Source organism: Tepidibacter thalassicus DSM 15285, from assembly GCF_900129915.1.
GTDB classification, from domain to species: Bacteria; Bacillota; Clostridia; order Peptostreptococcales; family Peptostreptococcaceae; genus Tepidibacter; species Tepidibacter thalassicus.
The window spans coordinates 1-23,008 of the sequence record NZ_FQXH01000011.1; the positions used below are offsets into that span (position 1 = coordinate 1).

The window sequence follows — 23,008 nt, forward strand, 5'->3', positions numbered from 1 at the left end:
GTTTATAAGTGTACGTGTGGTATGACACTAGATAGGGATATTAATTCAAGTATTAATATTTTTAATAAACACAATAAAAATAAAACATTGAATTATAAAAATATAAATCAAGTAACTACTCTACATTTTCATTTTGGAAAATTAGTTGCTTGATAAAAAAAAGAGAGGTGAATAAAAGTACCGTTGGCTTGCGGTATAGCATTGTAGAGATATGCTATTATGTACACTAATATTTGTAAAAATATTGAGTGTATGAATAAAATCTATAATTTTTATATATTTATTTAGATTTTTATAGATTTTATAAAGCTGATTCTATGAAAAAAACTGTGATTATAGTATTATCATTATTATTACTTTTAAACGGATGTACTAAAACCGAACAAAAAAAATCTGAAAACACTACACCTAAAGAACCCGAAGTTTTATCAACACTTCAAAAAGATATACTTACTTTAATGGCAAAAATAGACTTAATACCAAGTGTAAATAAGGCATTAGAAGAAAAGAAAAAATTAGACCAAATAGCTTATCAAAAGGAAAAAGAATTATCAGATGTAAGTAATGATAGACTTTCAGAAAAAGATAGAAAAAAAACAGAAGAAGAAATAGAAAAAGAAAAAGTAAAAATATCTTCATTTATAGAAAATACAAATATCTATACAGCTCTAAAAGCAGAAGATATTAAAGAGATAAACAAACTCGATCAAGAAGATTTAAAATATAAATTAGAGGACTATTGGCTAGATATAAAAAAAGACCTCTTTAATATTCACAGGGAATGGAATAATCTTCAAGCAAAAATGAACGAAGTTCCAATAGAAAAAGAATATATAGAAAACTTCGAAAACAATTTAAACCTCTTAACAACATCTATTTCTAACTACGATATATTTAACTCATTGATATACTCTAACAACTTAACAAAATATATATCAGACTTTAAAAATTACTTTAAAACTCTTAAAAATAATGATATTGATAAAATGAAATATTCCATTAGAAAAGCAATACTATTAGCTAATATGAATAACTTCGATGAATCCATAAAAACTTTAACCAACACCTCAGAAATACTCAATTCCAAAGCAGATATGTATTCAAAAGATAAAGAAAAATTTTTAAAACTTAAATTTTCACTACAAGACTTAAAAAAATCAATAGAAAATAAAGACTTAAAATTAATGAAAATAAAAGCACCTATTGCAATAGAGAATATAAATCAAATAATTGATAAAAAAGAATAAAAAAAAGAAGGGCTAGATTACATCTAGTCCTTCTTTTGAGCAACTTTAATTCTATTCAATGCTTTTTTTAGTTTAAACTCTACTAATCTCAAATCCTTTTCATTAGTAGTTTTCAACTTGCTTTCTGCCTTTTCTTTTGCCCTTTGAGCTCTCTGTAAATCTATTTCATGTGCCCACTCAGCAGTTTCTGTTAATATAGTAGTTTTTTCTTTATCAACTTGTATGAAACCACCTGCAATAGCAGCTTCTTTAAATACGCCTTCTTTTTTTACTCTTAATACTCCTACATCAAGTGGTGCTACATAACTTGCATGATTTTTAAGTATACCAACATCACCTTCTGTAGTTCTAACAACTACCATTTCTGCAGTTCCTTCAAAAAACTTTTTATCGGGAGTAACTATTTCTAGAGCAAATTCACCTGCCACTTTTACCTACGCTCCCTTCTTAGCTTTTTCAACTGCCTCATCTATTGTACCTACATAAAGGAATGCTGATTCTGGTAAATCATCATGTTTACCTTCAAGTATTTCCTTAAATCCTCTTATAGTTTCTTTAAGTGGTACATACTTTCCAGCCATACCTGTAAACTGCTCTGCAACACTAAATGGTTGTGATAAGAAGTTTTGTATTTTTCTTGCACGAGCAACTGTTAATTTATCTTCATCAGATAACTCATCCATACCAAGTATTGCTATTATATCTTGAAGTTCTTTATATCTTTGAAGTACTGATTGCACTCCACGAGCTACCTCATAATGATCATTTCCAACTATATTTGGATCTAATATTCTAGATGTAGAATCTAGTGGATCCACCGCTGGATATATACCAAGTGATGCTATTTGTCTTGATAAAACTGTTTTTGCATCAAGGTGAGCAAATGTTGTAGCTGGTGCTGGGTCAGTTAAGTCGTCTGCTGGAACATAAACTGCCTGTACTGATGTAATAGACCCCTTCTTAGTAGATGTAATTCTCTCTTGAAGAGCACCCATCTCAGTAGCTAATGTTGGCTGATATCCAACCGCAGATGGCATACGTCCAAGAAGTGCAGAAACCTCTGAACCTGCTTGTGTAAAACGGAATATATTATCTACGAATAATAAAACGTCTTGTCCTTCTTGATCTCTGAAGTACTCAGCCATTGTAAGCCCAGTTAATGCAACTCTCATTCTCGCTCCTGGAGGCTCATTCATCTGTCCATAAACAAGAGCTGTTTTATCAATAACTCCAGATTCAATCATTTCATTATAAAGGTCATTTCCTTCTCTAGTTCTCTCTCCAACTCCAGCGAATACTGAAAGACCACCATGTTGCTTAGCTATATTATTTATAAGCTCCATTATTAAAACTGTTTTACCAACTCCAGCTCCCCCAAATAAACCTATCTTACCACCTTTTGCATAAGGTGCTATAAGGTCAACTACCTTAATTCCTGTTTCCAAAATTTCAGTAGCTGTTTCTTGTTCTTCAAAAGAAGGAGCTTCTCTATGTATTGGCATCTTTGGTGCATTTTCAGGAGCTGGCTTATTATCAACAACCTCTCCTAAAACATTAAATATTCTTCCTAATGTATCTTTTCCTACAGGAACAGATATAGGTGCTCCTGTATCCACAGCATCGATACCTCTAATAAGTCCATCAGTTGAACTCATAGCGATACATCTTACAGTATCATCTCCTATGTGTTGAGCTACCTCTGCTATTATTCTTTTTCCTTCATGATTTATTTCAATTGCATTTAAAAGATTTGGTAAACTTTCATTGCTAAATTTAATGTCTAGTACTGGTCCAATTATTTGAACCACTTTACCTACATTTTTTTCTGGCATTTTCATACCTCCTTATTTTAACGCCTCTGCTCCTGCAACAATTTCTGATATTTCTTGAGTAATAGAAGCTTGTCTTGCTCTATTATAACTTAACTCAAGTTTAGCTAACATATCATCAGCATTATCCGTAGCTGATTCCATAGCTGTTCTTCTAGCTCCTTGTTCTGAAGCTGAAGACTCAACAATTCCTCCATATATAGAGCCCGATATGAATTTAGGAACTATAAAATCAAGTACAACTTCTTCAGAAGGCTCAAATTCTATTACTTCTCCCTTTTTACTTTCCTTTTCTTCCTCAAAAGAAAGCGGAAGTAATTTTAAAACTTTAGGTTCTTGAGTTAAAGTAGACACAAACTTTGTATATACAAGATATACTTCATCTATCTCTTTATTTTCATATGCATCTATTGCAATATCTGCAATCTTACGAGCATCTGAATAACTTAAATCTTCAACTCCAGTAATTTCTCCTAATAATTTGTATCCTCTTTTATTAAAGAAATCTATTGACTTTTTACCAACAGCTATAATATTTTCTTTACTACCGTTCATATGATTTACTGCTGTTTTTAAGACGTTTGAATTATAACCACCTGCAAGCCCTCTATCTCCTGCTATAACAATATAACACTTGTTTTTAGATTCTCTTTTTTCTAAATATATACTTTGAACTCCCTTTGTATTTTGAGCTATTTTCTTTATAGTAGCATAAAGAGTTTCAAAATAAGGTCTAGAAGCTTCTGCTTTTTCTTTTGCTCTTTTAAGTTTAGCAGAAGCTACAAGTTCCATGGCCTTAGTGATTTGCTTAGTGTTAGTAACACTTTTCATACGTCTTTTTATATCTTTCATTCCAACGCCTGCCATATTATTCACCTCCTACAAAGAGGATTACTCTTCAATTTTAAATCTCTTTTTGAATTCCTCTATGGCATTTTTCAATCCTTCTTCATAATCTTTACCTTCAAGTATCGCTTTACCAACTTCTGGATGAACTTCGTCCATAAACTTATAGAATTCTTGTTCAAATCTCTTAATTTCTTTTACAGGAATATCTACTAAATACTTATTAGTTACAGCGTATATAATCATAACTTGCTTTTCAACAGGTATAGGATCATTTTCTCCTTGTTTTAGTATTTCAACTATTCTTTCCCCTTGAGCAAGTCTTGCCTTTGTATCTTCATCAAGATCAGAACCAAATTGAGCAAATGCTTGAAGCTCTCTATATTGTGCATAAGCAAGTTTTAATGTTCCTGCAACTTTCTTCATAGGTTTAATTTGAGCACTACCTCCAACCCTTGATACTGAAATACCAGGGTTAACAGCAGGTCTTACCCCTGAGTAGAATAATTCTGACTCTAGGAATATCTGTCCATCTGTTATAGATATAACGTTAGTTGGTATATACGCAGAAACGTCTCCTGCTTGAGTTTCAATTATCGGTAAAGCAGTTATAGATCCTCCACCTAATTCATCTGATAATTTAGCTGATCTTTCAAGTAATCTTGAATGTAAGTAGAATACATCCCCTGGATACGCTTCACGTCCTGGTGGTCTTCTAAGAAGTAATGACATTGCACGATAAGCAACAGCATGCTTAGATAAGTCATCATATACAATAAGTACATGCTTTCCATTGTACATAAACTCTTCACCCATAGCACATCCTGAGTATGGAGCCATGTATTGAAGTGGTGCAAGTTCTGATGCAGTAGCTGATACTACTATTGTATAATCCATTGCACCATTTGCTTCTAATCTATCAACTATTTGTGCAACTGTTGAACGCTTTTGTCCTATAGCAACGTATATACATATAACATCTTTACCTTTTTGATTTATTATTGTATCAATTGCAATAGAAGTTTTACCTGTTTGTCTATCTCCTATTATAAGTTCCCTTTGTCCTCTACCTATAGGTATCATAGAGTCAATTGCCTTAATACCTGTTTGTAATGGTTCATGAACTGACTTTCTCGCAATTATACCTGAAGCTTCTGCTTCAATAGGTCTAAATTTATCAGTATCTATAGGTCCTTTGCCATCTATAGGCTGACCTAATGCATTTACAACTCTTCCAAGTAAAGCTTCACCTACAGGAACCTCAACTATTCTACCTGTTCTCTTTACAGTATCGCCTTCTTTAATATTTTCATCAGAACCAAGTAAAACGGCTCCTACGAAATCCTCCTCAAGGTTTAATGCCATTCCATAAACTTGACCTGGAAACTCTAAAAGCTCTCCTGCCATACATTTTTCAAGTCCATGAACTCTAGCTATACCGTCTCCAACTTGAATAACTGTACCAACATCTGTAAGCTCTAATTTGTTTTCGTATTTTTTTATTTGTTCTTTTATAATTGAGCTAATTTCTTCCGGTCTTAAATTCATGGGTTTCACCGCCCTCCTAAGCTATTATTTGAGATAATTTATCTTGTAATTTTTCTAAACGAGTTTTTAACGTGCCGTCTATTTCTTCGTTACCCATTTTTACAAGCACTCCACCTAAAACACTTTTATCAACTTCATTCTTAAGTAGTATGTTTTTACCTTTGATTTTAGAAAGTTTTTCTTGTAACTGTTTTAACATATCTTCATTCATAGGAACAGCAGTAACGGCAACTGCTTCTAATACATTGTTTTTCTCGTTCATTAAAACTTTAAACTCGTCAAATATTTCATATATTATTCCTATTCTACCTTTATCTATTAATACTTTTAAAAAATTCAACATCTCTAAAGAAGCTCTATCTTTATAAACATTTTCAACTAATACCTTTTTTTCTTCCTTAGAAACTAAAGGAGCTTTAAGTATATTTAAAAAATCTTCATTTTCTTTAAATATATCAACTACAGCTTTTAACTCTTCATTTAAAATATCTAATTTATCTCCTTCAATTCCAACTTCAAATAGGGCATTAGCATATCTACTAGCAACTAATTTTGCCATTTAGCTTCCCCTACCTCTTTTATAAAGTTATCAATTAATTTTGTATGCTTAGCTTCATCAATATCACTTTCTATAATTTTAGAAGCTGCAAGTATTGCTAAAGATGATATATCATCTTTAATTTCATTCATAACTTTTTGTCTTTCTCTTTCTATGTCTTTATGAGCTCTTTCCTTCAATCTCACTGCTTCTTCTTGAGCAGCTTTGATTATTTCTTCAGCTCTCTCTTCAGCTCTCTTAGAAGCTTGCCTTATAATTTCTTGAGCCTCTTGTTTAGCAGAATTTATCTTAGCTTCATATTCTGCTTTAAATTCTTCTCCTTTTTTAACTGCTTCTTCAGCTTCTTCATAAGATTTCGCTATATCAGCAGTTCTTTTCGCCATAAATTCTGTTACTGGCTTAAATAAAAGTTTTTTCAAAATTAAATACATTATAATTGTATTTGCAATTTGAAGCACTGCTTGCCAATCTAAATTAACAACATTTTGAAATCCCATTATAATCCTCCCTTCTGTCAACCACTAATCATTATAATTAGGAGATGGATCCCATCTCCTAATATTACATAAAGTATTTAATAAATGGGTTAACAAATAAAAGGATTATAGCAATAACTAGACCATAAATACCTGTTGACTCTGCAACAGCTGCTCCAAGAAGCATAGTTTTTATTATATCTCCTTGTGCTTCTGGTTGTTTCCCAACAGCTTCTGCACCTTTACCAGCTGCAAAACCTTGTCCAATACCAGCTCCTATACCTGCTATCATTGCTAAACCTGCTCCTATAGCTGAACCTGCTAATACTATCGCTTTTTCCATTTTAAATTCCTCCTTAAATATTATTTTATGTATTTTTTTATTTATTTAATTTTAAATTTTTGCTTTTTTACTCATCAATTGCACTCGAAACAAAAACCATTGTAAGCATTATAAATATAAATGCTTGAAGTACTCCAGAAAATAAATCAAAATAAATATGAAGTACTGCTGGAATACCAACTGCAAATATCGGTATACCCACCATCTTTGTACTTAAATACGAAAGCAGTTGATATAAAAGAGCCATTATAACTGATCCACCTAGTATATTACCAAATGGACGGAAACTTAACGAAATTGGATTGGCTAATTCTCCAATTATATTAAGAGGTAATAATGCAGGTACTGGTTGTAAAAATCCTTTTAAGTACCCTACAATCCCTTTGCTCTTAATCCCATTGTACTGAATCATAAAGAATGTTATTAAAGCCCATGCAAGTGTTGTATTAAGATCTGTTGTAGGTGATTTTCCAAAAATACCTGTTAAAGTTATTAAGTTTGAACACGCAAAGAATAAAAACAAACTTCCTATATATGGGGCGAATCTCATTTTCTTTTCTCCCATAGTTTGTCTTACTATTGAATATAATCCATCTACTAGTAATTCCACAAAATTTTGAAATCCCCTTGGGATTTTTTCAAGTCTTCTTGTTCCAAAGTAAGCAAACAATGTAAGTCCAAGCATAATAGCCCAAGTTGTTGTTATAGTTTCACTTATAGTTACCGGGATATTAAGACCTGGAATAGTAAAATTAAATATAATCTTAGGACCGAGATTCATTTTATGCCTCCTTTCCTCTAAATATTTTATCTATCCCAAATAGATTTGCAAAAATTATGCTAATTTTGGGCATAAGCAAACCTATTATGGTTGCCAATGGATTTATATAAGGCGCTTTAAATGATACTACTAAAACTATAGCAGATAAAATTAACCTTATAATATACCTTGAAAAAACGTATCCTTGTGCACTCCCTGGACTCATAGTGACAGCCTTTTCAATTGTCAAAGATAAAAGCCTTAAATTTAAAATTGAAATAATACTCCCAAATACAAGTCCATATAAAAATTCAATTGAAAAACTAGACGTTAAAAACAAAAAAATAACAATCAATATATCTAACACTACAATGATTTTACTTATATTCAAAACAGTATTCAAAGTTGATTTCAAAGGATCACTTCCTTTTTTTAAAAACCGAAATAGATATCTTGTATAAATTAGTAAATGCAGCTCCTATTCCTAAAATTATAAATACTACGAAAAAAAGTGGTCCTGTACTAAACTTCTCATCTAATATTCCTCCTATGTATCCACAAACAACTATGGGTATAACCATCGAAAAACCTATTTGTGATACCAAACCCAAATAACTCAAAGCCTCAAACCACTTATTGTTTTTACTCATAAAGCATCTCCATTTACTTTTTATGTATTATATTACAAATGTATGTATCTTGTTAATTTTATAATAAACTTTTTTAAAAAATGAGCATAATTTTATTATATATTTCAGTTTTTTAAAAATCAAATCTGAGGAAAACATTTTCAGATGTCATTTTTTGTTGTTTTTGACTATTAACTCAAAAATCCTTTTAATTTTCTACTTTTTCGTTGAAATACTTTATTAAATACTCAACTATTCTCTCGCAAGCTCTTCCATCACCATAAGGATTTATAGCTTGTGCCATTTTTAAATATTCTTCCTTATTATTTAATAAAATATTCATAGATGTATATACATCTTCTTCATTTACACCAATAACTTTTACAGTCCCAGCTCTAACCGCCTCTGGTCTTTCAGTTTCAGTTCTGAGAACTAAGACTGGCTTTCCAAGAGAAGGAGCTTCTTCTTGTATACCACCTGAATCGGTTAACACTAAGTCCACCTTGTTCATCAAATTCACAAAAGGTTCATAATCAAGAGGCTCTATTAAATGTATCCCATCTATATCTCCCATTATAGTTCTTGCAGTATCTCTAACCTTTGGGTTTAAATGCATAGGAAATATTACTTCTACATCTTCATTGTCAAGTACTACTCTTTTAACTGCCCTAAATATATCTTCCATAGGTTTACCCCAATTTTCTCTTCTGTGACAAGTTAAAAGTACTACCTTTTTATTTTCAAAATCTATATTCTCTATTTTTCTATCATTGAATTTATAATCATTATTTACCACAGATAAAAGTGCATCTATTACTGTATTTCCTGTAATAAATATTTTTTCATCTTCAATATTTTCTCTCAATAAATTTTCTTTATTTCCAACAGTTGGTGCAAAATGAATACTAGCTATAGTTCCTGTAAGCCTTCTATTCATTTCTTCTGGATATGGAGAATAAATATTTCCACTTCTAAGTCCCGCTTCTACATGACCTACCGGTACTTTATTATAAAAAGCAGCAAGAGATGCTGCAAAAGTTGTTGTAGTATCTCCATGTACAAGTAAAATATCCGGTTTTTCATTTATTATTACTCTTTCTAAATCCTTTAATACTCTATTAGTTATATCTGTTATTGTTTGTCCGTGTTTCATTATATTAAAATCGTATTTAGGATCTATATTAAACAAATCCAATACCATATCAAGCATTTCTCTATGTTGTGCTGTAACACATACTACCGATTCAAACCTATCATCTTTTTCTAATTTTTTCACAAGAGGAGCCATTTTTATCGCTTCAGGCCTTGTTCCAAATACCGTCATAACCTTTATATTACTCATTTTATCACCCTATTCCACTTCAGTATCATCTGAAAATAAAAGTCTCAACCTTATTATTCCATAATATATAAATACTACATCTAAAGCTAATATAAATACTGCTTTAAACAAACTACTTCCAGATATTAAAGCAGCACTAATACCTAAAAACAAACTTATCGAATACAATATAAGCACTGTTTGTCTTTGAGTTAATCCTCTATTTAAAAGCCTATGATGAAGATGTCCTTTATCAGCTTGCATAATAGGTTTTCCATTTAGTTTTCTCCTTATTATTGCAAATGTCGTATCAAATATAGGAAGCCCTAAAGCCAATATAGGTATAGTAATTGCAAGAGCTGCTGCCGATTTTATAACTCCTTCAATTGATATAACTGATAAAGCATACCCCAAAAACAACGATCCTGTATCTCCCATAAATATCTTTGCTGGGTTAAAATTATACGGTAAAAAACCTAAAGCTCCACCAGCTAAAGCTAAAAGCATAATGCAAATATAAAAACTATTTTCTCCACCATTTATATATGCAACAAATGCAAGAGTCATAGCTGATATTGCAGATACTCCTGCTGCAAGACCGTCAAGTCCATCTATTAAATTCACCGTATTTGTAATTCCCACTATCCAAAATATAGTAATAGGAACTGATAAAATACCTAAATAAGAAATTCCTTTAATAAATGGATTTGTTATAAACTCTATTTTCACTCCACATATAATAACTACAACAGCTGCTATTATTTGACCTACTAGTTTAATTTTTGGTTTTATTTCTTTTATATCATCAATTATACCCATACCCACGATCAAAAATGCTCCGAGAAATATTCCAATCATTTTAACATTTATTTTCACAAGAAAAATAGAAGCAATAAAAAAACCTAAAAATATAGCAATACCACCAAGTCTTGGAATTGGCTTTTTATGTACTCTTCTGTCATCCTTTGGTATATCTATAGCTCCTAATTTATGCGCTAATTTTATAGCTAAAGGAGTTGAAAAATAGGAAATGCCAAAAGATAAAACCAGCGCTATAATCATTCTATCCATTTTTTTCACCTCAAATTTAATTTATCAACGTAATTTTATATTAACGAACATCTACTGTCAATCGTCAAAAAATTACTAATACCCCATATTCTCTGTTAAAGAATCATCATTTTCTATCCAATCACTTACATTTATAATCCTAAACTCATCATTATTGTCCCTTATTATCACTTTTTCTATTCCTGCATTTATTATCATCCTTTTACACATAGCGCATGAATTTGCATTCTCAACAAACTCATTAGTTTTCATATCTTTTCCTACCAAATAAAGCGTAGAACCTATCATATCACGCCTACTTGCAGAAATTATACAATTCGCTTCTGCATGAACACTTCGACATTTTTCATAATTTTGCCCTCTTGGTATGTTCATCTTTTCCCTTATACAAAATCCCAAATCAGTACAGTTTTTTCTTCCCCTCGGAGCACCAGTATATCCCGTAGATATTATTTCATCATTTTTTACGATAATAGCTCCATAATTCCTCCTAAAACATGTACCTCTTTCTAAAACAGTCTGTGCTATATCTAAATAATAATTATGCTTATCTCTTCTCTGCACAAAAATTCCTCCTCATAATTAAGGTCACTACATTATTTATTATATTACCTTTAATATTTAATTACAATAAAAGAAAAAATAAGCGCATCAAAGATACGCTTATTTTCATTATTTAGTTCCGAATATCCTATCTCCAGCATCTCCAAGCCCTGGAACAATATATCCGTGTTCATTTAATTTTTCATCTATTGCAGCAACATATATATCAACATCTGGATGGTGTTTTTCAACTTCTTCAATACCTTCTGGACAAGCTACTAAATTTACAAGCTTAATATTTTTAGCTCCTCTTTGTTTTAAAACATCTATGGCTGCAACAGCCGACCCTCCAGTTGCAAGCATAGGATCTACAATAATAATATCTCTTTCATGTATGTCAGCAGGAAGCTTGCTGTAATATTCAACTGGTTTTAAAGTTTCTGGATCTCTATATAAACCTACATGTCCAACTTTTGCAGCAGGAACTAATTGAAGTATTCCATCTACCATACCTAATCCAGCTCTAAGTATTGGTATTATCCCTAATTTTTTACCAGATAGTACTTTTGATTTTGTCTTTACAACCGGAGTTTCTATTTCAATTTCTTCTAAAGTCAAATCTCTAGTTACTTCATATCCCATTAACATCGCAACTTCTTTTAGTAATTCTCTAAAATCCTTAGAACCAGTATTTTTATCTCTCAAAAGAGTTAATTTATGTTGAATTAACGGATGATTCATAATAACAACTTTTGACATATTGCAGCCTCCCTCATTTACTTTTATTTTAAATATTTATTTTCAATTTCAGTTAATTTATTAACTCTTCTTAAATGTCTATCTCCTTCAAATGATGTTTCAAGCCAAGCATCAACTATTTCAAGAGCAAGTCCTCTTCCAACTACTCTTTCTCCCAAAGATAACATATTTGCATTATTATGTGCTTTAGACATTTTAGCTGAAAACACATCAGAAACTACAGCACATCTTATTCCAGGGACTTTATTTGCAGCTAATGATATTCCTATTCCTGTTCCACAGCAAACTATTCCCAATTCAACTTTATTGTCGACAACAGCTTCAGCTACTGCCAAACCATAATCAGGATAATCAACTGATTCTATCGAATCAGTCCCAAAATCAACAACTTCATGCCCTTTAGATTCCAAATGCTTTTTTATTTCTTCTTTTAAGTTATATCCACCGTGATCGCTACCAATTCCTATTTTCAAAATGCTCACCTCCAAAATTTTTTTAAAAAATATAAACCTAATAATAATTCGACACTAAATCTAATTTTCCTTTTTTTCTTTTAAAATTTTTTCAACAAGTTTTTCAACATAATAATTAATTTCTTTAGCTGTATTTTTATATATATCTAAATCTCCTCCATAAGGATCAGCTATATCAAAATCTTTTTCTCCTAAAAATTCTTTTAAAGTAAATACTTTCCCTTCATAATCCGGTAAATACTTTAGTATTATTTCCTTATGAGTTTTTCCCATAGTGAGTATTAAATCTGCATCCTCAATTAAATCCTTTGTAAGAGCTCTGCTCTTATGTTCTCTTATATCTATATCATATTCACTCAATGCTACTATCGAATTCTCAGAAGCTTTTAGTCCATCAAGCGTTGAAATGCCCGCTGAAACAATAGAGTAATCTTCTATATTTTCTCCTTTTTTCTTTATAATATCCTTTAAAAAAGCTTCAGCCATAGGACTTCTACATGTATTACCTGTACATACAAATACTATTTTCATAATTATCCCCTCCTTAAGCCTGTATAAATTTATATCCAGCAGCTTTAGATAATCTATTCATTATAGCTTGTCCTATTCCAATTTTATCAAATGATTCAGAATATATAATATCAACATTTCTTTTATCCATTTCTCTTAAAACTTTAAATAAATTAAACGCTACTTCACCTAAATTTTCTCCTAATCCTATAACTTCACCTTTGTATTTAGATACATTTTCATCAATACACATCACTCCAATTTTTTGCCCTTTTTTAGTTCCCTCATCAACTAAAAAGTTTATTTTATCTATTACATTTTCTTTTTTTCCAAAAACTATACACAAAGACGCTTTTGGAGAATAATGCGTATATTTCATCCCCGGAGCTTTAGCTATTATATTTTCATTTTTTTCTAATATAGCAGGATCAATCTCAACTTTTCCTAAAGTCTTTTCTAAATCTTCAAGTGTCACTCCACCAGGTCTAAGTATCATAGGAATATCCCCAGTTAAATCTAATACTGTAGATTCCAAACCTATATTGCAATTTCCACCAAGTATTATACCATCAACTCTTTTGTTCATTTCCTCTAATACATTTTCTTCATCAGTCGGAGAAGGTCTTCCCGATATATTAGCAGAAGGAGCAGCAACAGCAACTCCACTTTCCTTTATCAAACTTAAAGCTATAGGATGAGAAGGCATTCTTATAGCAACAGTATCAAGTCCCCCACTAATTGTACTAGGTACTATGCTTTTTTTCTTCAAAACAACAGTTAATGGACCTGGCCAAAATTTATCCATAACAATTTTTGCTCTTTCATCTACATCTAAAGCTAACTTGTACACATCTTCTTTATCTGCAATATGTACTATTAAAGGATTATCACTAGGTCTCCCTTTAGCTTCATATATTTTTTTAGATGCTTCCTCATCTAATGCATTAGCTCCTAAACCATATACAGTTTCAGTTGGAAATATAACAGTTCCACCGTTTTTTAAAATATTAGCAAATTCCTTTATCTTTTCCATATCTATATTATCTTTATCTATCTTACAAACTAAAGTATTTTTCAATTCCATCACCTCTTTTTTTCTAAAACACTTTCACTATTACTATCCCCAATAAAAAACCAATTATAGAATAGATAGTTTTTGAATTTGGAAATATTTCTTCTAAAGTAATATAGAGCATTGTCCCAGCAGCCATGGCTAAAAAAACACCGACAACGCACTTAAAACTTTCTGCAAAATATGCACCAATACAACTTCCAATCCCCATAGGAATTCCTGCAAATACTGTAAGCAACATAACATTCAATATATTCATTTTCCCTTTTATAAGGCTCAAAGCCATGGCAATACCTTCAGGAATATTATGTATCCCAATTACTATTGCCAAAGTAAACCCCAAAGACTCTTTTAATAAAAAAGAAGACCCAATAGCTAAACCTTCTGGAAAATTGTGAAAAAGTATACCTAAAAATATCAAATAACCTGTTTTTAGCATACCATCAAAGCGAATAAAACTTTTAATCATCATACTAAATAATACACCTAAAAAAGTAAATATTACAGTCAATCCAACCCCTATTTCATCCATCGCCTCAAAAAGCAAATCAAATGTAACAACAGACAACATAATCCCACCAGCTATACCCATAAAAAAAAATAAATATTTATCCACTTTATTTCTAAATATAATAGATATAACCCCACCTAAAAAAGTACCTACTATACCAGATAAAAAACCTATCAATGCAATTTTTAACATACTTTCATCCCCCATAAAAAATTATCTATACTTTTTTATGAGAGACTTCAAAAAATTATACCTCAAAATAAATCATTTTGAAAAAGTCCCAATATTGCTTTAAAACAACATGGGACTTTAAAATAAATTAAGATTCAACAGCTTTTAATTTTTCTGCTTGATCTACAGTTATAAGAGAATCTATCATTTCATCTAAATCTCCATCTAAGAAGTTATCTAACTTATATAAAGTCAAGTTTATTCTATGATCAGTAATTCTTCCTTGAGGGAAATTGTAAGTTCTAATTCTTTCCGATCTATCTCCAGTTCCTACTTGGCTCTTTCTTTCAGCTGCTATTTCTTTATTTTGTTCAGCTAGTGCTTTATCATAAAGTCTAGCCTTTAATATTTTAAGCGCTTTTTCTTTATTCTTAAGCTGAGATTTTTCATCTTGACAAGATACAACCTCTCCAGTTGGAATATGAGTTATCCTAACAGCAGAATCTGTAGTATTAACACTTTGACCTCCATTTCCAGAAGAACGGAAAACATCTATTCTCAAATCATTTGGATTAATTTCAATTTCAACATCATCAGCTTCTGGAAGCACTGCAACAGTAGCAGTTGATGTGTGTATTCTACCTCCAGATTCCGTAGTTGGTATTCTTTGAACCCTGTGAACCCCAGACTCATATTTAAGTCTAGAATAAGCTCCTTTTCCCTTTATCATAAAAGAAACTTCCTTATATCCACCAACTCCCGTTTCACTAACACTCATAATTTCTACTTTCCATCTTCTTCTCTCTGCATATCTACTATACATCCTAAATAAATCTCCGGCAAACAGAGCAGCTTCATCTCCACCTGCTCCACCTCTTATTTCAACTATAACGTTCTTTTCATCATTAGGGTCTTTTGGAACAAGTAAACGCTTTAATTCCTCTTCTATAACAGGTAACTTATCTTCAAGTTCAGAAAGCTCCATCTTAGCAAGTTCTCTCAATTCATCATCAGATGACTCTTGAAGAATTTGCTTTGACTCACCAATTCCTTCTTTGACCTTTTTATACTCTCTATATTTTTCAACTATAGGCTCAAGCTCTGCATGTTCTTTTATATACTTTTGCCACTCACTTTGTTTATTTATTATTTCAGGATCTGCTATTTTTTCACTCAAATCTTTATACTTTTCTTCTATAACTTCTAATTTATCTAACATTTATTTTCACCTCTTTCAACATATCAATTTTTCATTATATCAAATTTTAAACCCTATAACAACCCTTTGTATACCAGATAAATCCTTTACTATTTTTATACTATCAAAACCATTATCTAACATAATTTTTTTAACATCATCAGCTTGATCATATCCAACTTCATACGCCAAAATTCCATTTTTCTTTAAAAATTTTAAAGACTCTCTAGTTATTCTTCTGTAAAAATCAAGCCCATCTTCTCCTCCATCTAAAGCCAGTAAAGGCTCATAATCCTTTACATCTCTATCTAAAGTATATATTTCACGTTTTCTTATATAAGGAGGATTAGAAACAACTATATCACTCTGTAAATTTAAATTCTCAACAGCAGAAAATAAATCGGATTTTAAAAATACAATACTATCTTCAACACCGTTATTTTTAGCATTTATTTTACCAACCTCAAGAGCTATATCTGAAATATCCAAAGAATAAACTTTTGAGCATTTTATAAACTTAGCTAAAGATACGCTTATCGCTCCAGACCCCGTTCCAATATCTATAATCAAAGGATTTTTTATATTTTTAGATAAATTTATAACCTCTTGTACTAATATTTCTGTATCTGATCTAGGTATTAAAACTCCTTCTTTAACAAAAAAATCCAATCCCATAAATTCCTTATTACCTAATATATACGCAATAGGTCTTCCTTCTTTTCTTTGGTTTAAAAAATACCTAAATCTCTCTTCTTCATCTCGAGTAAGATTTTTATCTAAATTAATGTGAATATAAATCCTATCAACACCTAAAACCTTACATAGAATAAGTTCAATGTCTAATTTAGGAGTAGTGCTATTATTCAGCTCTTTCATCGAATTGATTATCGCATCTCTTATATTCATCAAATTTCACCTCTTCATCTAAGACTGCCCTTAAAGCGCAAAGTGCAACCTCCAACTGCTCATCATCTGGTTCTTTTGTTGTAACTTTCTGAAGCATCATTCCCGGAAATACAACTATTCTCATAAACTTATTATCATACTTTCCAGCAAGTTTTATAATTTCATAAGATATTCCAGCGACAACAGGTAAACATATCAATCTATATACAACTCTCATTATTGGATTTGGCCATCCAAATAAAGAATATACAAGAAGGGAAATTATCATAACTATAAACATAAAATTAGTACCACATCTCGGATGAAGAGTCGAAAATTTTCTAGCATTTTCAACAGTCAAAGGAAGACCTTGTTCATAACAATAAATAGATTTATGTTCTGCCCCGTGATACTGAAAAACCCTTTTAATATCGTTATTTAACGATATTAAATAAACATACCCCAGAAATATACCTATCCTTATTAAACCTTCAAATAAATTTAAAATTATAATACTTTCAGTAAAGTGTTTTAATACTCCTCCTAAAAAAGTAGGCAAAAGTATAAATAAAAGCACTGAAAAAATCAAAGCTATAAAAAGAGAAATATATATCAATATATCACTTGCCTTTTCATTAAATACATTGTTCAAAAAATTTTCAAACTTAGATGGCTCCTCATCTTCTTCATCTTCAAAAAATTGAGCTGAAAAATTAAGCGATTTAATACCTTCAGCCATTGTTTCAAAAAGTATAAACCCACCTCTTAAAAAAGGTATCTTATTAAACCCCTTATCTTTTACCCAACTTTTTACGCTTTTTTTATCCAATTCAATATCTCCAGTTTGTTTTCTAACAGCCACAGCTATTTTTTCTTCATTTTTCATCATAACTCCTTCTATTACAGCTTGGCCCCCAACACTGTGTTTTTTCATATTCTCAACTCCTTCCTCTTTATATTACCACAAAAGCAAAATGAAGACTAATGAAAAAGCTGCTAAAAAGCAGCTTTTTTATTAATCTTCATCCTTTATTATCACATGACATTTCCTACATCTAGCTTCATAACTTTCTGTTGCTCCAACCAATATAATTGGATCATTATATTTAGCAGGTTTTCCATTTATAAGTCTTTGTGTTCTATGTGCAGGATTTCCACATACCATACATACAGCTTGAAGCTTATCTACAAACTCTGCTACAGCTAACAATTTAGGTGTTGGTCCAAAAGGCTCTCCCCTAAAATCCATATCAAGTCCTGCAGCTATAACTCTTATACCTCTATCAGCAAGCTCCATGGCTATATCTACAACTTCATCTTCAAAAAACTGAATCTCATCAATTCCTACAACTTCAGTATTTTCATCTATGTAATCGTAAATTTCCTTTGCACTTTTTATAGGTATAGCCTTTATTCTTACTCCACTATGAGATACAACATCTTCATCGCTATATCTATTGTCAATAGCAGGCTTAAATGCTACTACATTTTGTTTTGCAATTTTAGCTCTTTTAAGTCTTCTTATAAGTTCTTCACTTTTTCCACTATACATAGGTCCTATAACCACTTCTATGTAGCCATGGTGAATTGGTCTATACACGTCAAAAACCTCCCCTTAAAAGAAAATAGAGGTTGGAATTTCCAACCCCATATTACTAGTCAAGGTTAAATCTTTTCTTGAATTTGTCAATTCTTCCACCTTTTTCGATGTTCTTTTGTTTTCCAGTGAAGAATGGATGACAAGCTGAACAAATTTCTACTCTTATTTCTTCTTTAGTTGAACCAGCTTTAAATGTATTACCACATGCACAATGTACAGTTACTTCTTCGTATTTTGGCTGTATATCTTTTCTCATCATTTTCACCTCTTTCTATATATTTTTATATATTAATTTTCTTCTTATTAATATTCAACTTCTACATTATATCACAACAATTTTTTATCTTCAAGGCTAAATATTTTTATTTATCAATTCCACAAAATCCTTATTATTCTTAGTTTGAAGTAAAAATTGTATCATTTTTTCTGTAACTTCCTGTACGCTATTATTGCTCATTGCCTTTCTAATTCTCCAAAGAGCAGAAAGTTCTTCTGTTGAAAGAAGTAAATCTTCTCTTCTTGTTCCAGATTTATATACATCTATAGCTGGAAATATTCTCTTTTCTGCAAGTTTTCTATCAAGATGAAGCTCCATATTTCCTGTACCTTTAAACTCTTCAAATATAACATCATCCATTCTAGAACCAGTCTCTACAAGTGCTGTAGCAAGTATAGTAAGCGATCCTCCCTGCCTTATATTTCTAGCTGCTCCAAAAAACCTCTTAGGTCCATGAAGTGCTCCAGGGTCAAGACCCCCAGATAACGTCCTACCTGTCGGCGGAATAGTTAAATTATATGCTCTTGCAAGTCTTGTTATACTGTCGAGAAGTATCACTACATTTTTTCCATGCTCTACTAATCTTTGAGCTCTATTTAAAACCATTTCAGCTACTTTTATATGGTGACTTGGCAATTCATCAAAAGTAGAATATATAACTTCTCCATTTATAGATTCTTGCATATCTGTAACTTCTTCTGGTCTTTCATCTATCAAAAGTACAATAAGTTCAATATCGGGATAATTTTTAGATATACTATTTGCAATACTCTTAAGCAGAACAGTTTTTCCTGCCTTTGGCGGTGCAACGATAAGCCCTCTTTGACCCATACCTATAGGAGCAATTAAGTCTATAAGTCTAGTAGATATTTCTCTAGTATCTTTTTCTAAATTCAATCTAACATCAGGATAAATTGGAGTTAAATTTTCAAAGGAAGGTCTCTTAACAGCAATTTCAGGATCTTCATTGTTTATCTTTTGTACATACAAAAGAGCTCTAAATTTTTCTCCACTCTTTGGCGGCCTTGTAATTCCCATTACTTTATCCCCAGTCTTCATGTTAAATCGTCTTATTTGAGACGGAGAAATATACACATCTTCATCTGTAGAAAGATAATTAGACCCTCTTAAAAAACCGTATCCATCAGGTAATATCTCTAAAACACCATGTGCTATATCCTGATTTTCTTCATTTTTAATTTCTTCTTTTATTTTTTCAGGAATATTGCTAATCTTTTCATTATCTACAATGTTTAATATTTTATCTATAAGTTCATCTTTTTTATATTTAGTAAAAGATTTTATCCCCTTTTCTTTTGCAATTTCTCTAAGCTGTATTATTGTTTTGCTTTTTAACTCTTCATAATTCAAAAAATATCCCCTCCATGTTTCACTTTATTTAATAATGGGAAAATTAAGACAAGAAAAAGAAGTGCAAATCTAATAAAGTAATATTATCATTGATGATAAATAAGGTCAAGAAAAAAAAGAGAGATAATTTCTCTCTTTAATCTACTTTGCATAACTAGGTTTTTTATCTAGCTTATGTATCGTCTCTATAAATCTTATAGTTCCCGTTTCCGATCTCATAACAACAGAATGAGTTTGAACTGTTTTATTTCCCTTGTAAACAACTCCTTTTAAAAAATCACCCTCAGTTATTCCTGTAGCAGCAAAATAAACTTCATTTCCTTTCACCAAATCTTCCATTGTAAGAAGCTTATCAGGATCAATACCCATATCTATACATCTCTTTCTTTCTTCATCATTAGGAACAAGCCTTCCTTGAAAATCTCCTCCCATACATTTAATAGCTGCTGCTGCAAGTACACCTTCAGGAGCTCCACCAATCCCAATCATCATATCTATTCCAGTATGTTCAAAACAAGTCGCCATGGCAGCCCCTATATCTCCTTCATTAAAAAGCTTTATTCTAACTCCAGCATTCCTACATTCTCTAATCAACTTTTCATGTCTTTCCCTATCAAGCATAGTAACAGTTAAATCATCCATACTTTTATTGAGAACTTCCGAAAGTATTTTCAAATTTTCTATCACTGAATTGTCTAAATTTACAACCCCTTTAGCTTTTGGCCCTACTGCAATCTTATCCATATACATATCTGGCGCATTAAGCAAACACCCCTTCGGAGCAAGAGCTACTACTGCAATAGCATTTGGAAGCCCTTTTGCTACACAATTTGTTCCATCCAACGGATCTACAGCAATATCTACTTTAATAGCTCCTTTACAACAACTTCCAATACTTTCTCCAATATAAAGCATCGGAGCTTCATCCATTTCTCCTTCTCCAATAACAACAACTCCATCAATATCTATTGTATCGAACATTTTTCTCATTCCATCTACAGCAGCCTGATCTGCAATATTTTTATCTCCCCTACCTAAATACCTTGAAGCTCCCAAAGCTGCAGCTTCTGTTACCCTAACCAAATTTATAGCTAAATTTCTATCCATAAAACTCCCCCCTTAAGTATATCACATTTCTATAATATGATACACTATTTCTAAAGTCAATATATTTATATTATCAATAATAAAAAATATTCACATAAAAAAAAGCCCCTATATTTGGGACTTTTAAGTTTTTATACATTACTGTATTTTTTCATAAGCTCTATTAACACTTTACTCTTATCATACCTGTGAATTGCCTCAACAAATCTTATAGTTCCCGTTTTTGCTCTCATTACAACTGAATGAGTTTTAGCTCTGTTTTTATCATAAGAAACTACACCTTTTAACAAATCTCCATCCGTAATTCCTGTAGCTGCAAAGAATATTTCATCTCCCTTTGCCAAATCATCCAAATACAACACTTTATTAATGTCATCATCACTAAGTCCTAAATTATAACATCTTTCTCTTTCCTCTTCACTCATAGGGTAAATAATCCCCTGCATATCTCCCCCCATACATTTTACAGCCGCAGCAGTTATAACACCTTCTGGAGCTCCTCCAATGCCCATTAATATATCTACTCCCGTATCTTCAAAACAAGTTGCAATACCTGCCGCAACATCACCTTCTCCAAACATTTTTATTCTTGCTCCAATTTTTCTTATTTCATTTACTATCCCCTCATGTCTCTCTCTATCTTGTATTATTACAGTTAAATCAGATATATCTTTATTTAAAGCATCCGCAACTTTTTTTAAATTTTCCTCAACAGATGCATTTATATCTATACACCCTTTAGCTTTCGGCCCTACTATAATTTTTTTCATATATGTATCCGGTGCATGCAATAAGCACCCTTTTTTAGCCATGGCTATTACAGCAATAGCATTCGGAAGCCCCTTGGCTATAAGAGAAGTTCCATCTAAAGGATCTACAGCAATATCCACTTCCATATCCTCTATCTTTCCACATCCTACTCTTTCTCCTATATAAAGCATTGGAGCTTCATCAAGTTCTCCCTCTCCTATAACTACTTCTCCATTAACTTTCACACTCGAAAAAGCCTTTCTCATACCTTCTACAGCCGCTCCATCAGCCCCATTTTTATCTCCTCTTCCCATAAATCTCACAGACGCAAGTGCCGCCGTTTCAGTTACTCTAACAAGCTCTAATGCTAAATTCCTATCCACAATCAATTCCTCCCCGTAAAATAACCATATAAAGTATCATTTCCAAAATAATTATACGTCATATTTCGGTGTTTTGTAAAGATATATGTTATATTTTTTGTTATTTATGTTATATAATTCTCCTCAAAACAACATATATTACAAATATACAATTTAATCCAAAACAAAAAGCCGTAAACTATCAACTAGTTTACAGCTTTTTGTTTACCATATTAATAAAATACTCATGAAAAGTCGTATCATCTGTAAGTTCTGGATGAAAAGAAGTCGCAAGCATATTTTTTTGACGAACAGCTACTATATTCCCATCAACTCTATGAAGCAATTCAACATCATCACCCATATCGACAATATAAGGTGCTCTAATAAATACCATTGGAATTTCTTTTTCAGATACCCCTTTTACAACTTCTTTTACAATAAAGCTATCTAACTGAGAACCATATGCATTTCTCTTTACTTTTATATTCATAACCCTTAAATAAACATCTTCTTGATTATCTATTTCATTTGCAAGAAGAATCATTCCGGCACATGTTCCCCATACCGGCAAACCACATTTTATTTTATCTATCAAAGCTTCTTTAATTCCAAAATCATCAAGCAACTTTCCAATTACCGTACTTTCTCCCCCTGGCAAAATAATCCCATCAATATCTTCAAGTTGTTCAACTTTTCTTATTTCAATAGCTTCATGCCCCAATAATTCAACCATATTTATATGCTCTTTAAATGCACCTTGAAGTGCCAAAACACCAATTTTTTTCAT

The 23,008-nt window shown here is 31.5% G+C and carries 28 protein-coding genes; 1 reads left to right on the forward strand and 27 read right to left on the reverse strand.

Translation table 11 applies throughout. The features are described 5' to 3' along the window. The first annotated feature begins 317 nt into the window (after positions 1 to 317). Positions 318 to 1,247, forward strand: coding sequence for a hypothetical protein (locus BUA19_RS06005; RefSeq protein ID WP_072724718.1), 930 nt, complete (start codon positions 318 to 320; stop codon positions 1,245 to 1,247). 23 nt (positions 1,248 to 1,270) lie between these two features. Here the strand turns inward: BUA19_RS06005 and BUA19_RS06010 are convergent, their stop codons facing one another. From BUA19_RS06010 to pdxT, 27 genes are all read right to left on the reverse strand, one after another. Continuing rightward, positions 1,271 to 1,675, reverse strand: a complete 405-nt coding sequence (locus BUA19_RS06010) for a F0F1 ATP synthase subunit epsilon (protein ID WP_072724720.1) — start codon at positions 1,673 to 1,675, stop codon at positions 1,271 to 1,273. A gap of 6 nt (positions 1,676 to 1,681) precedes the next feature. Beyond that, positions 1,682 to 3,079 carry a F0F1 ATP synthase subunit beta gene (gene atpD / locus BUA19_RS06015; RefSeq protein WP_072724722.1) on the reverse strand — a complete coding sequence of 466 codons (1,398 nt, stop codon included), beginning with the start codon at positions 3,077 to 3,079 and terminating at the stop codon, positions 1,682 to 1,684. Between the two features lie 12 nt (positions 3,080 to 3,091). Next, complete coding sequence (gene atpG / locus BUA19_RS06020) at positions 3,092 to 3,943, reverse strand: ATP synthase F1 subunit gamma (protein ID WP_072724723.1); 852 nt, start codon at positions 3,941 to 3,943, stop codon at positions 3,092 to 3,094. Positions 3,944 to 3,967: 24 nt separating this feature from the next. Further along, positions 3,968 to 5,470, reverse strand: coding sequence for a F0F1 ATP synthase subunit alpha (atpA, locus tag BUA19_RS06025; RefSeq protein WP_072724724.1), 1,503 nt, complete (start codon positions 5,468 to 5,470; stop codon positions 3,968 to 3,970). A gap of 16 nt (positions 5,471 to 5,486) precedes the next feature. Next, on the reverse strand, positions 5,487 to 6,029 hold the full coding sequence (locus BUA19_RS06030) for a F0F1 ATP synthase subunit delta (protein ID WP_072724725.1): 543 nt from the start codon (positions 6,027 to 6,029) through the stop codon (positions 5,487 to 5,489). Next, positions 6,017 to 6,526, reverse strand: a complete 510-nt coding sequence (atpF, locus tag BUA19_RS06035) for a F0F1 ATP synthase subunit B (RefSeq protein ID WP_072724726.1) — start codon at positions 6,524 to 6,526, stop codon at positions 6,017 to 6,019. The genes BUA19_RS06030 and atpF overlap by 13 nt, the downstream gene beginning before the upstream one ends. 64 nt (positions 6,527 to 6,590) lie before the next feature. Further along, the gene (atpE, locus tag BUA19_RS06040) at positions 6,591 to 6,848 is read right to left on the reverse strand and encodes an ATP synthase F0 subunit C (protein ID WP_072724727.1); all 258 of its coding nucleotides are present in this window, start codon (positions 6,846 to 6,848) and stop codon (positions 6,591 to 6,593) included. A 67-nt stretch (positions 6,849 to 6,915) separates the two neighbouring features. Continuing rightward, positions 6,916 to 7,629 (reverse strand): F0F1 ATP synthase subunit A, encoded by a 714-nt coding sequence (atpB, locus tag BUA19_RS06045; protein WP_084601966.1) that lies wholly within the window; start codon positions 7,627 to 7,629, stop codon positions 6,916 to 6,918. 1 nt (position 7,630) lies between these two features. After that, a complete protein-coding gene (locus BUA19_RS06050) occupies positions 7,631 to 8,023 on the reverse strand; it encodes an ATP synthase subunit I (protein ID WP_072724728.1) in 393 nt (130 codons plus the stop codon). Between the two features lie 4 nt (positions 8,024 to 8,027). Beyond that, the gene (locus BUA19_RS06055) at positions 8,028 to 8,258 is read right to left on the reverse strand and encodes an AtpZ/AtpI family protein (protein WP_072724736.1); all 231 of its coding nucleotides are present in this window, start codon (positions 8,256 to 8,258) and stop codon (positions 8,028 to 8,030) included. Positions 8,259 to 8,445: 187 nt separating this feature from the next. After that, the gene (wecB, locus tag BUA19_RS06060; protein ID WP_072724738.1) at positions 8,446 to 9,579 is read right to left on the reverse strand and encodes a non-hydrolyzing UDP-N-acetylglucosamine 2-epimerase; all 1,134 of its coding nucleotides are present in this window, start codon (positions 9,577 to 9,579) and stop codon (positions 8,446 to 8,448) included. Between the two features lie 9 nt (positions 9,580 to 9,588). After that, complete coding sequence (locus BUA19_RS06065) at positions 9,589 to 10,629, reverse strand: glycosyltransferase family 4 protein (RefSeq protein WP_072724740.1); 1,041 nt, start codon at positions 10,627 to 10,629, stop codon at positions 9,589 to 9,591. A gap of 75 nt (positions 10,630 to 10,704) precedes the next feature. Then, positions 10,705 to 11,193 (reverse strand): deoxycytidylate deaminase, encoded by a 489-nt coding sequence (locus BUA19_RS06070; RefSeq protein WP_072724741.1) that lies wholly within the window; start codon positions 11,191 to 11,193, stop codon positions 10,705 to 10,707. Positions 11,194 to 11,301: 108 nt separating this feature from the next. After that, positions 11,302 to 11,931 (reverse strand): uracil phosphoribosyltransferase, encoded by a 630-nt coding sequence (upp, locus tag BUA19_RS06075; protein WP_072724743.1) that lies wholly within the window; start codon positions 11,929 to 11,931, stop codon positions 11,302 to 11,304. 23 nt (positions 11,932 to 11,954) lie between these two features. Beyond that, on the reverse strand, positions 11,955 to 12,404 hold the full coding sequence (rpiB, locus tag BUA19_RS06080) for a ribose 5-phosphate isomerase B (protein WP_072724745.1): 450 nt from the start codon (positions 12,402 to 12,404) through the stop codon (positions 11,955 to 11,957). 60 nt (positions 12,405 to 12,464) lie between these two features. Then, positions 12,465 to 12,935, reverse strand: a complete 471-nt coding sequence (locus BUA19_RS06085) for a low molecular weight protein arginine phosphatase (RefSeq protein ID WP_072724747.1) — start codon at positions 12,933 to 12,935, stop codon at positions 12,465 to 12,467. A 13-nt stretch (positions 12,936 to 12,948) separates the two neighbouring features. Then, positions 12,949 to 13,998, reverse strand: a complete 1,050-nt coding sequence (locus tag BUA19_RS06090) for an L-threonylcarbamoyladenylate synthase (protein WP_072724749.1) — start codon at positions 13,996 to 13,998, stop codon at positions 12,949 to 12,951. Positions 13,999 to 14,011: 13 nt separating this feature from the next. After that, the gene (locus BUA19_RS06095; RefSeq protein ID WP_084601968.1) at positions 14,012 to 14,689 is read right to left on the reverse strand and encodes a ZIP family metal transporter; all 678 of its coding nucleotides are present in this window, start codon (positions 14,687 to 14,689) and stop codon (positions 14,012 to 14,014) included. Between the two features lie 127 nt (positions 14,690 to 14,816). Next, complete coding sequence (prfA, locus tag BUA19_RS06100; RefSeq protein WP_072724753.1) at positions 14,817 to 15,887, reverse strand: peptide chain release factor 1; 1,071 nt, start codon at positions 15,885 to 15,887, stop codon at positions 14,817 to 14,819. Positions 15,888 to 15,926: 39 nt separating this feature from the next. Further along, positions 15,927 to 16,772, reverse strand: coding sequence for a peptide chain release factor N(5)-glutamine methyltransferase (prmC, locus tag BUA19_RS06105; RefSeq protein ID WP_072724755.1), 846 nt, complete (start codon positions 16,770 to 16,772; stop codon positions 15,927 to 15,929). Next, entirely contained in the window at positions 16,726 to 17,685 is a 960-nt protein-coding gene (locus BUA19_RS06110; RefSeq protein WP_072724757.1) for a DUF1385 domain-containing protein, read from the reverse strand. The genes prmC and BUA19_RS06110 overlap by 47 nt, the downstream gene beginning before the upstream one ends. Before the next feature lie 81 nt (positions 17,686 to 17,766). Beyond that, positions 17,767 to 18,351, reverse strand: coding sequence for a thymidine kinase (locus BUA19_RS06115; RefSeq protein ID WP_072724758.1), 585 nt, complete (start codon positions 18,349 to 18,351; stop codon positions 17,767 to 17,769). 55 nt (positions 18,352 to 18,406) lie between these two features. Next, positions 18,407 to 18,607 carry a 50S ribosomal protein L31 gene (gene rpmE, locus BUA19_RS06120; RefSeq protein ID WP_072724760.1) on the reverse strand — a complete coding sequence of 67 codons (201 nt, stop codon included), beginning with the start codon at positions 18,605 to 18,607 and terminating at the stop codon, positions 18,407 to 18,409. Between the two features lie 96 nt (positions 18,608 to 18,703). Next, entirely contained in the window at positions 18,704 to 19,999 is a 1,296-nt protein-coding gene (gene rho, locus BUA19_RS06125; RefSeq protein ID WP_072724762.1) for a transcription termination factor Rho, read from the reverse strand. Between the two features lie 141 nt (positions 20,000 to 20,140). Next, entirely contained in the window at positions 20,141 to 21,106 is a 966-nt protein-coding gene (gene glpX, locus BUA19_RS06130) for a class II fructose-bisphosphatase (protein WP_072724764.1), read from the reverse strand. Positions 21,107 to 21,237: 131 nt separating this feature from the next. Next, on the reverse strand, positions 21,238 to 22,239 hold the full coding sequence (gene glpX / locus BUA19_RS06135; protein WP_072724766.1) for a class II fructose-bisphosphatase: 1,002 nt from the start codon (positions 22,237 to 22,239) through the stop codon (positions 21,238 to 21,240). A gap of 190 nt (positions 22,240 to 22,429) precedes the next feature. Continuing rightward, the gene (pdxT, locus tag BUA19_RS06140; protein WP_072724846.1) at positions 22,430 to 23,008 is read right to left on the reverse strand and encodes a pyridoxal 5'-phosphate synthase glutaminase subunit PdxT; all 579 of its coding nucleotides are present in this window, start codon (positions 23,006 to 23,008) and stop codon (positions 22,430 to 22,432) included.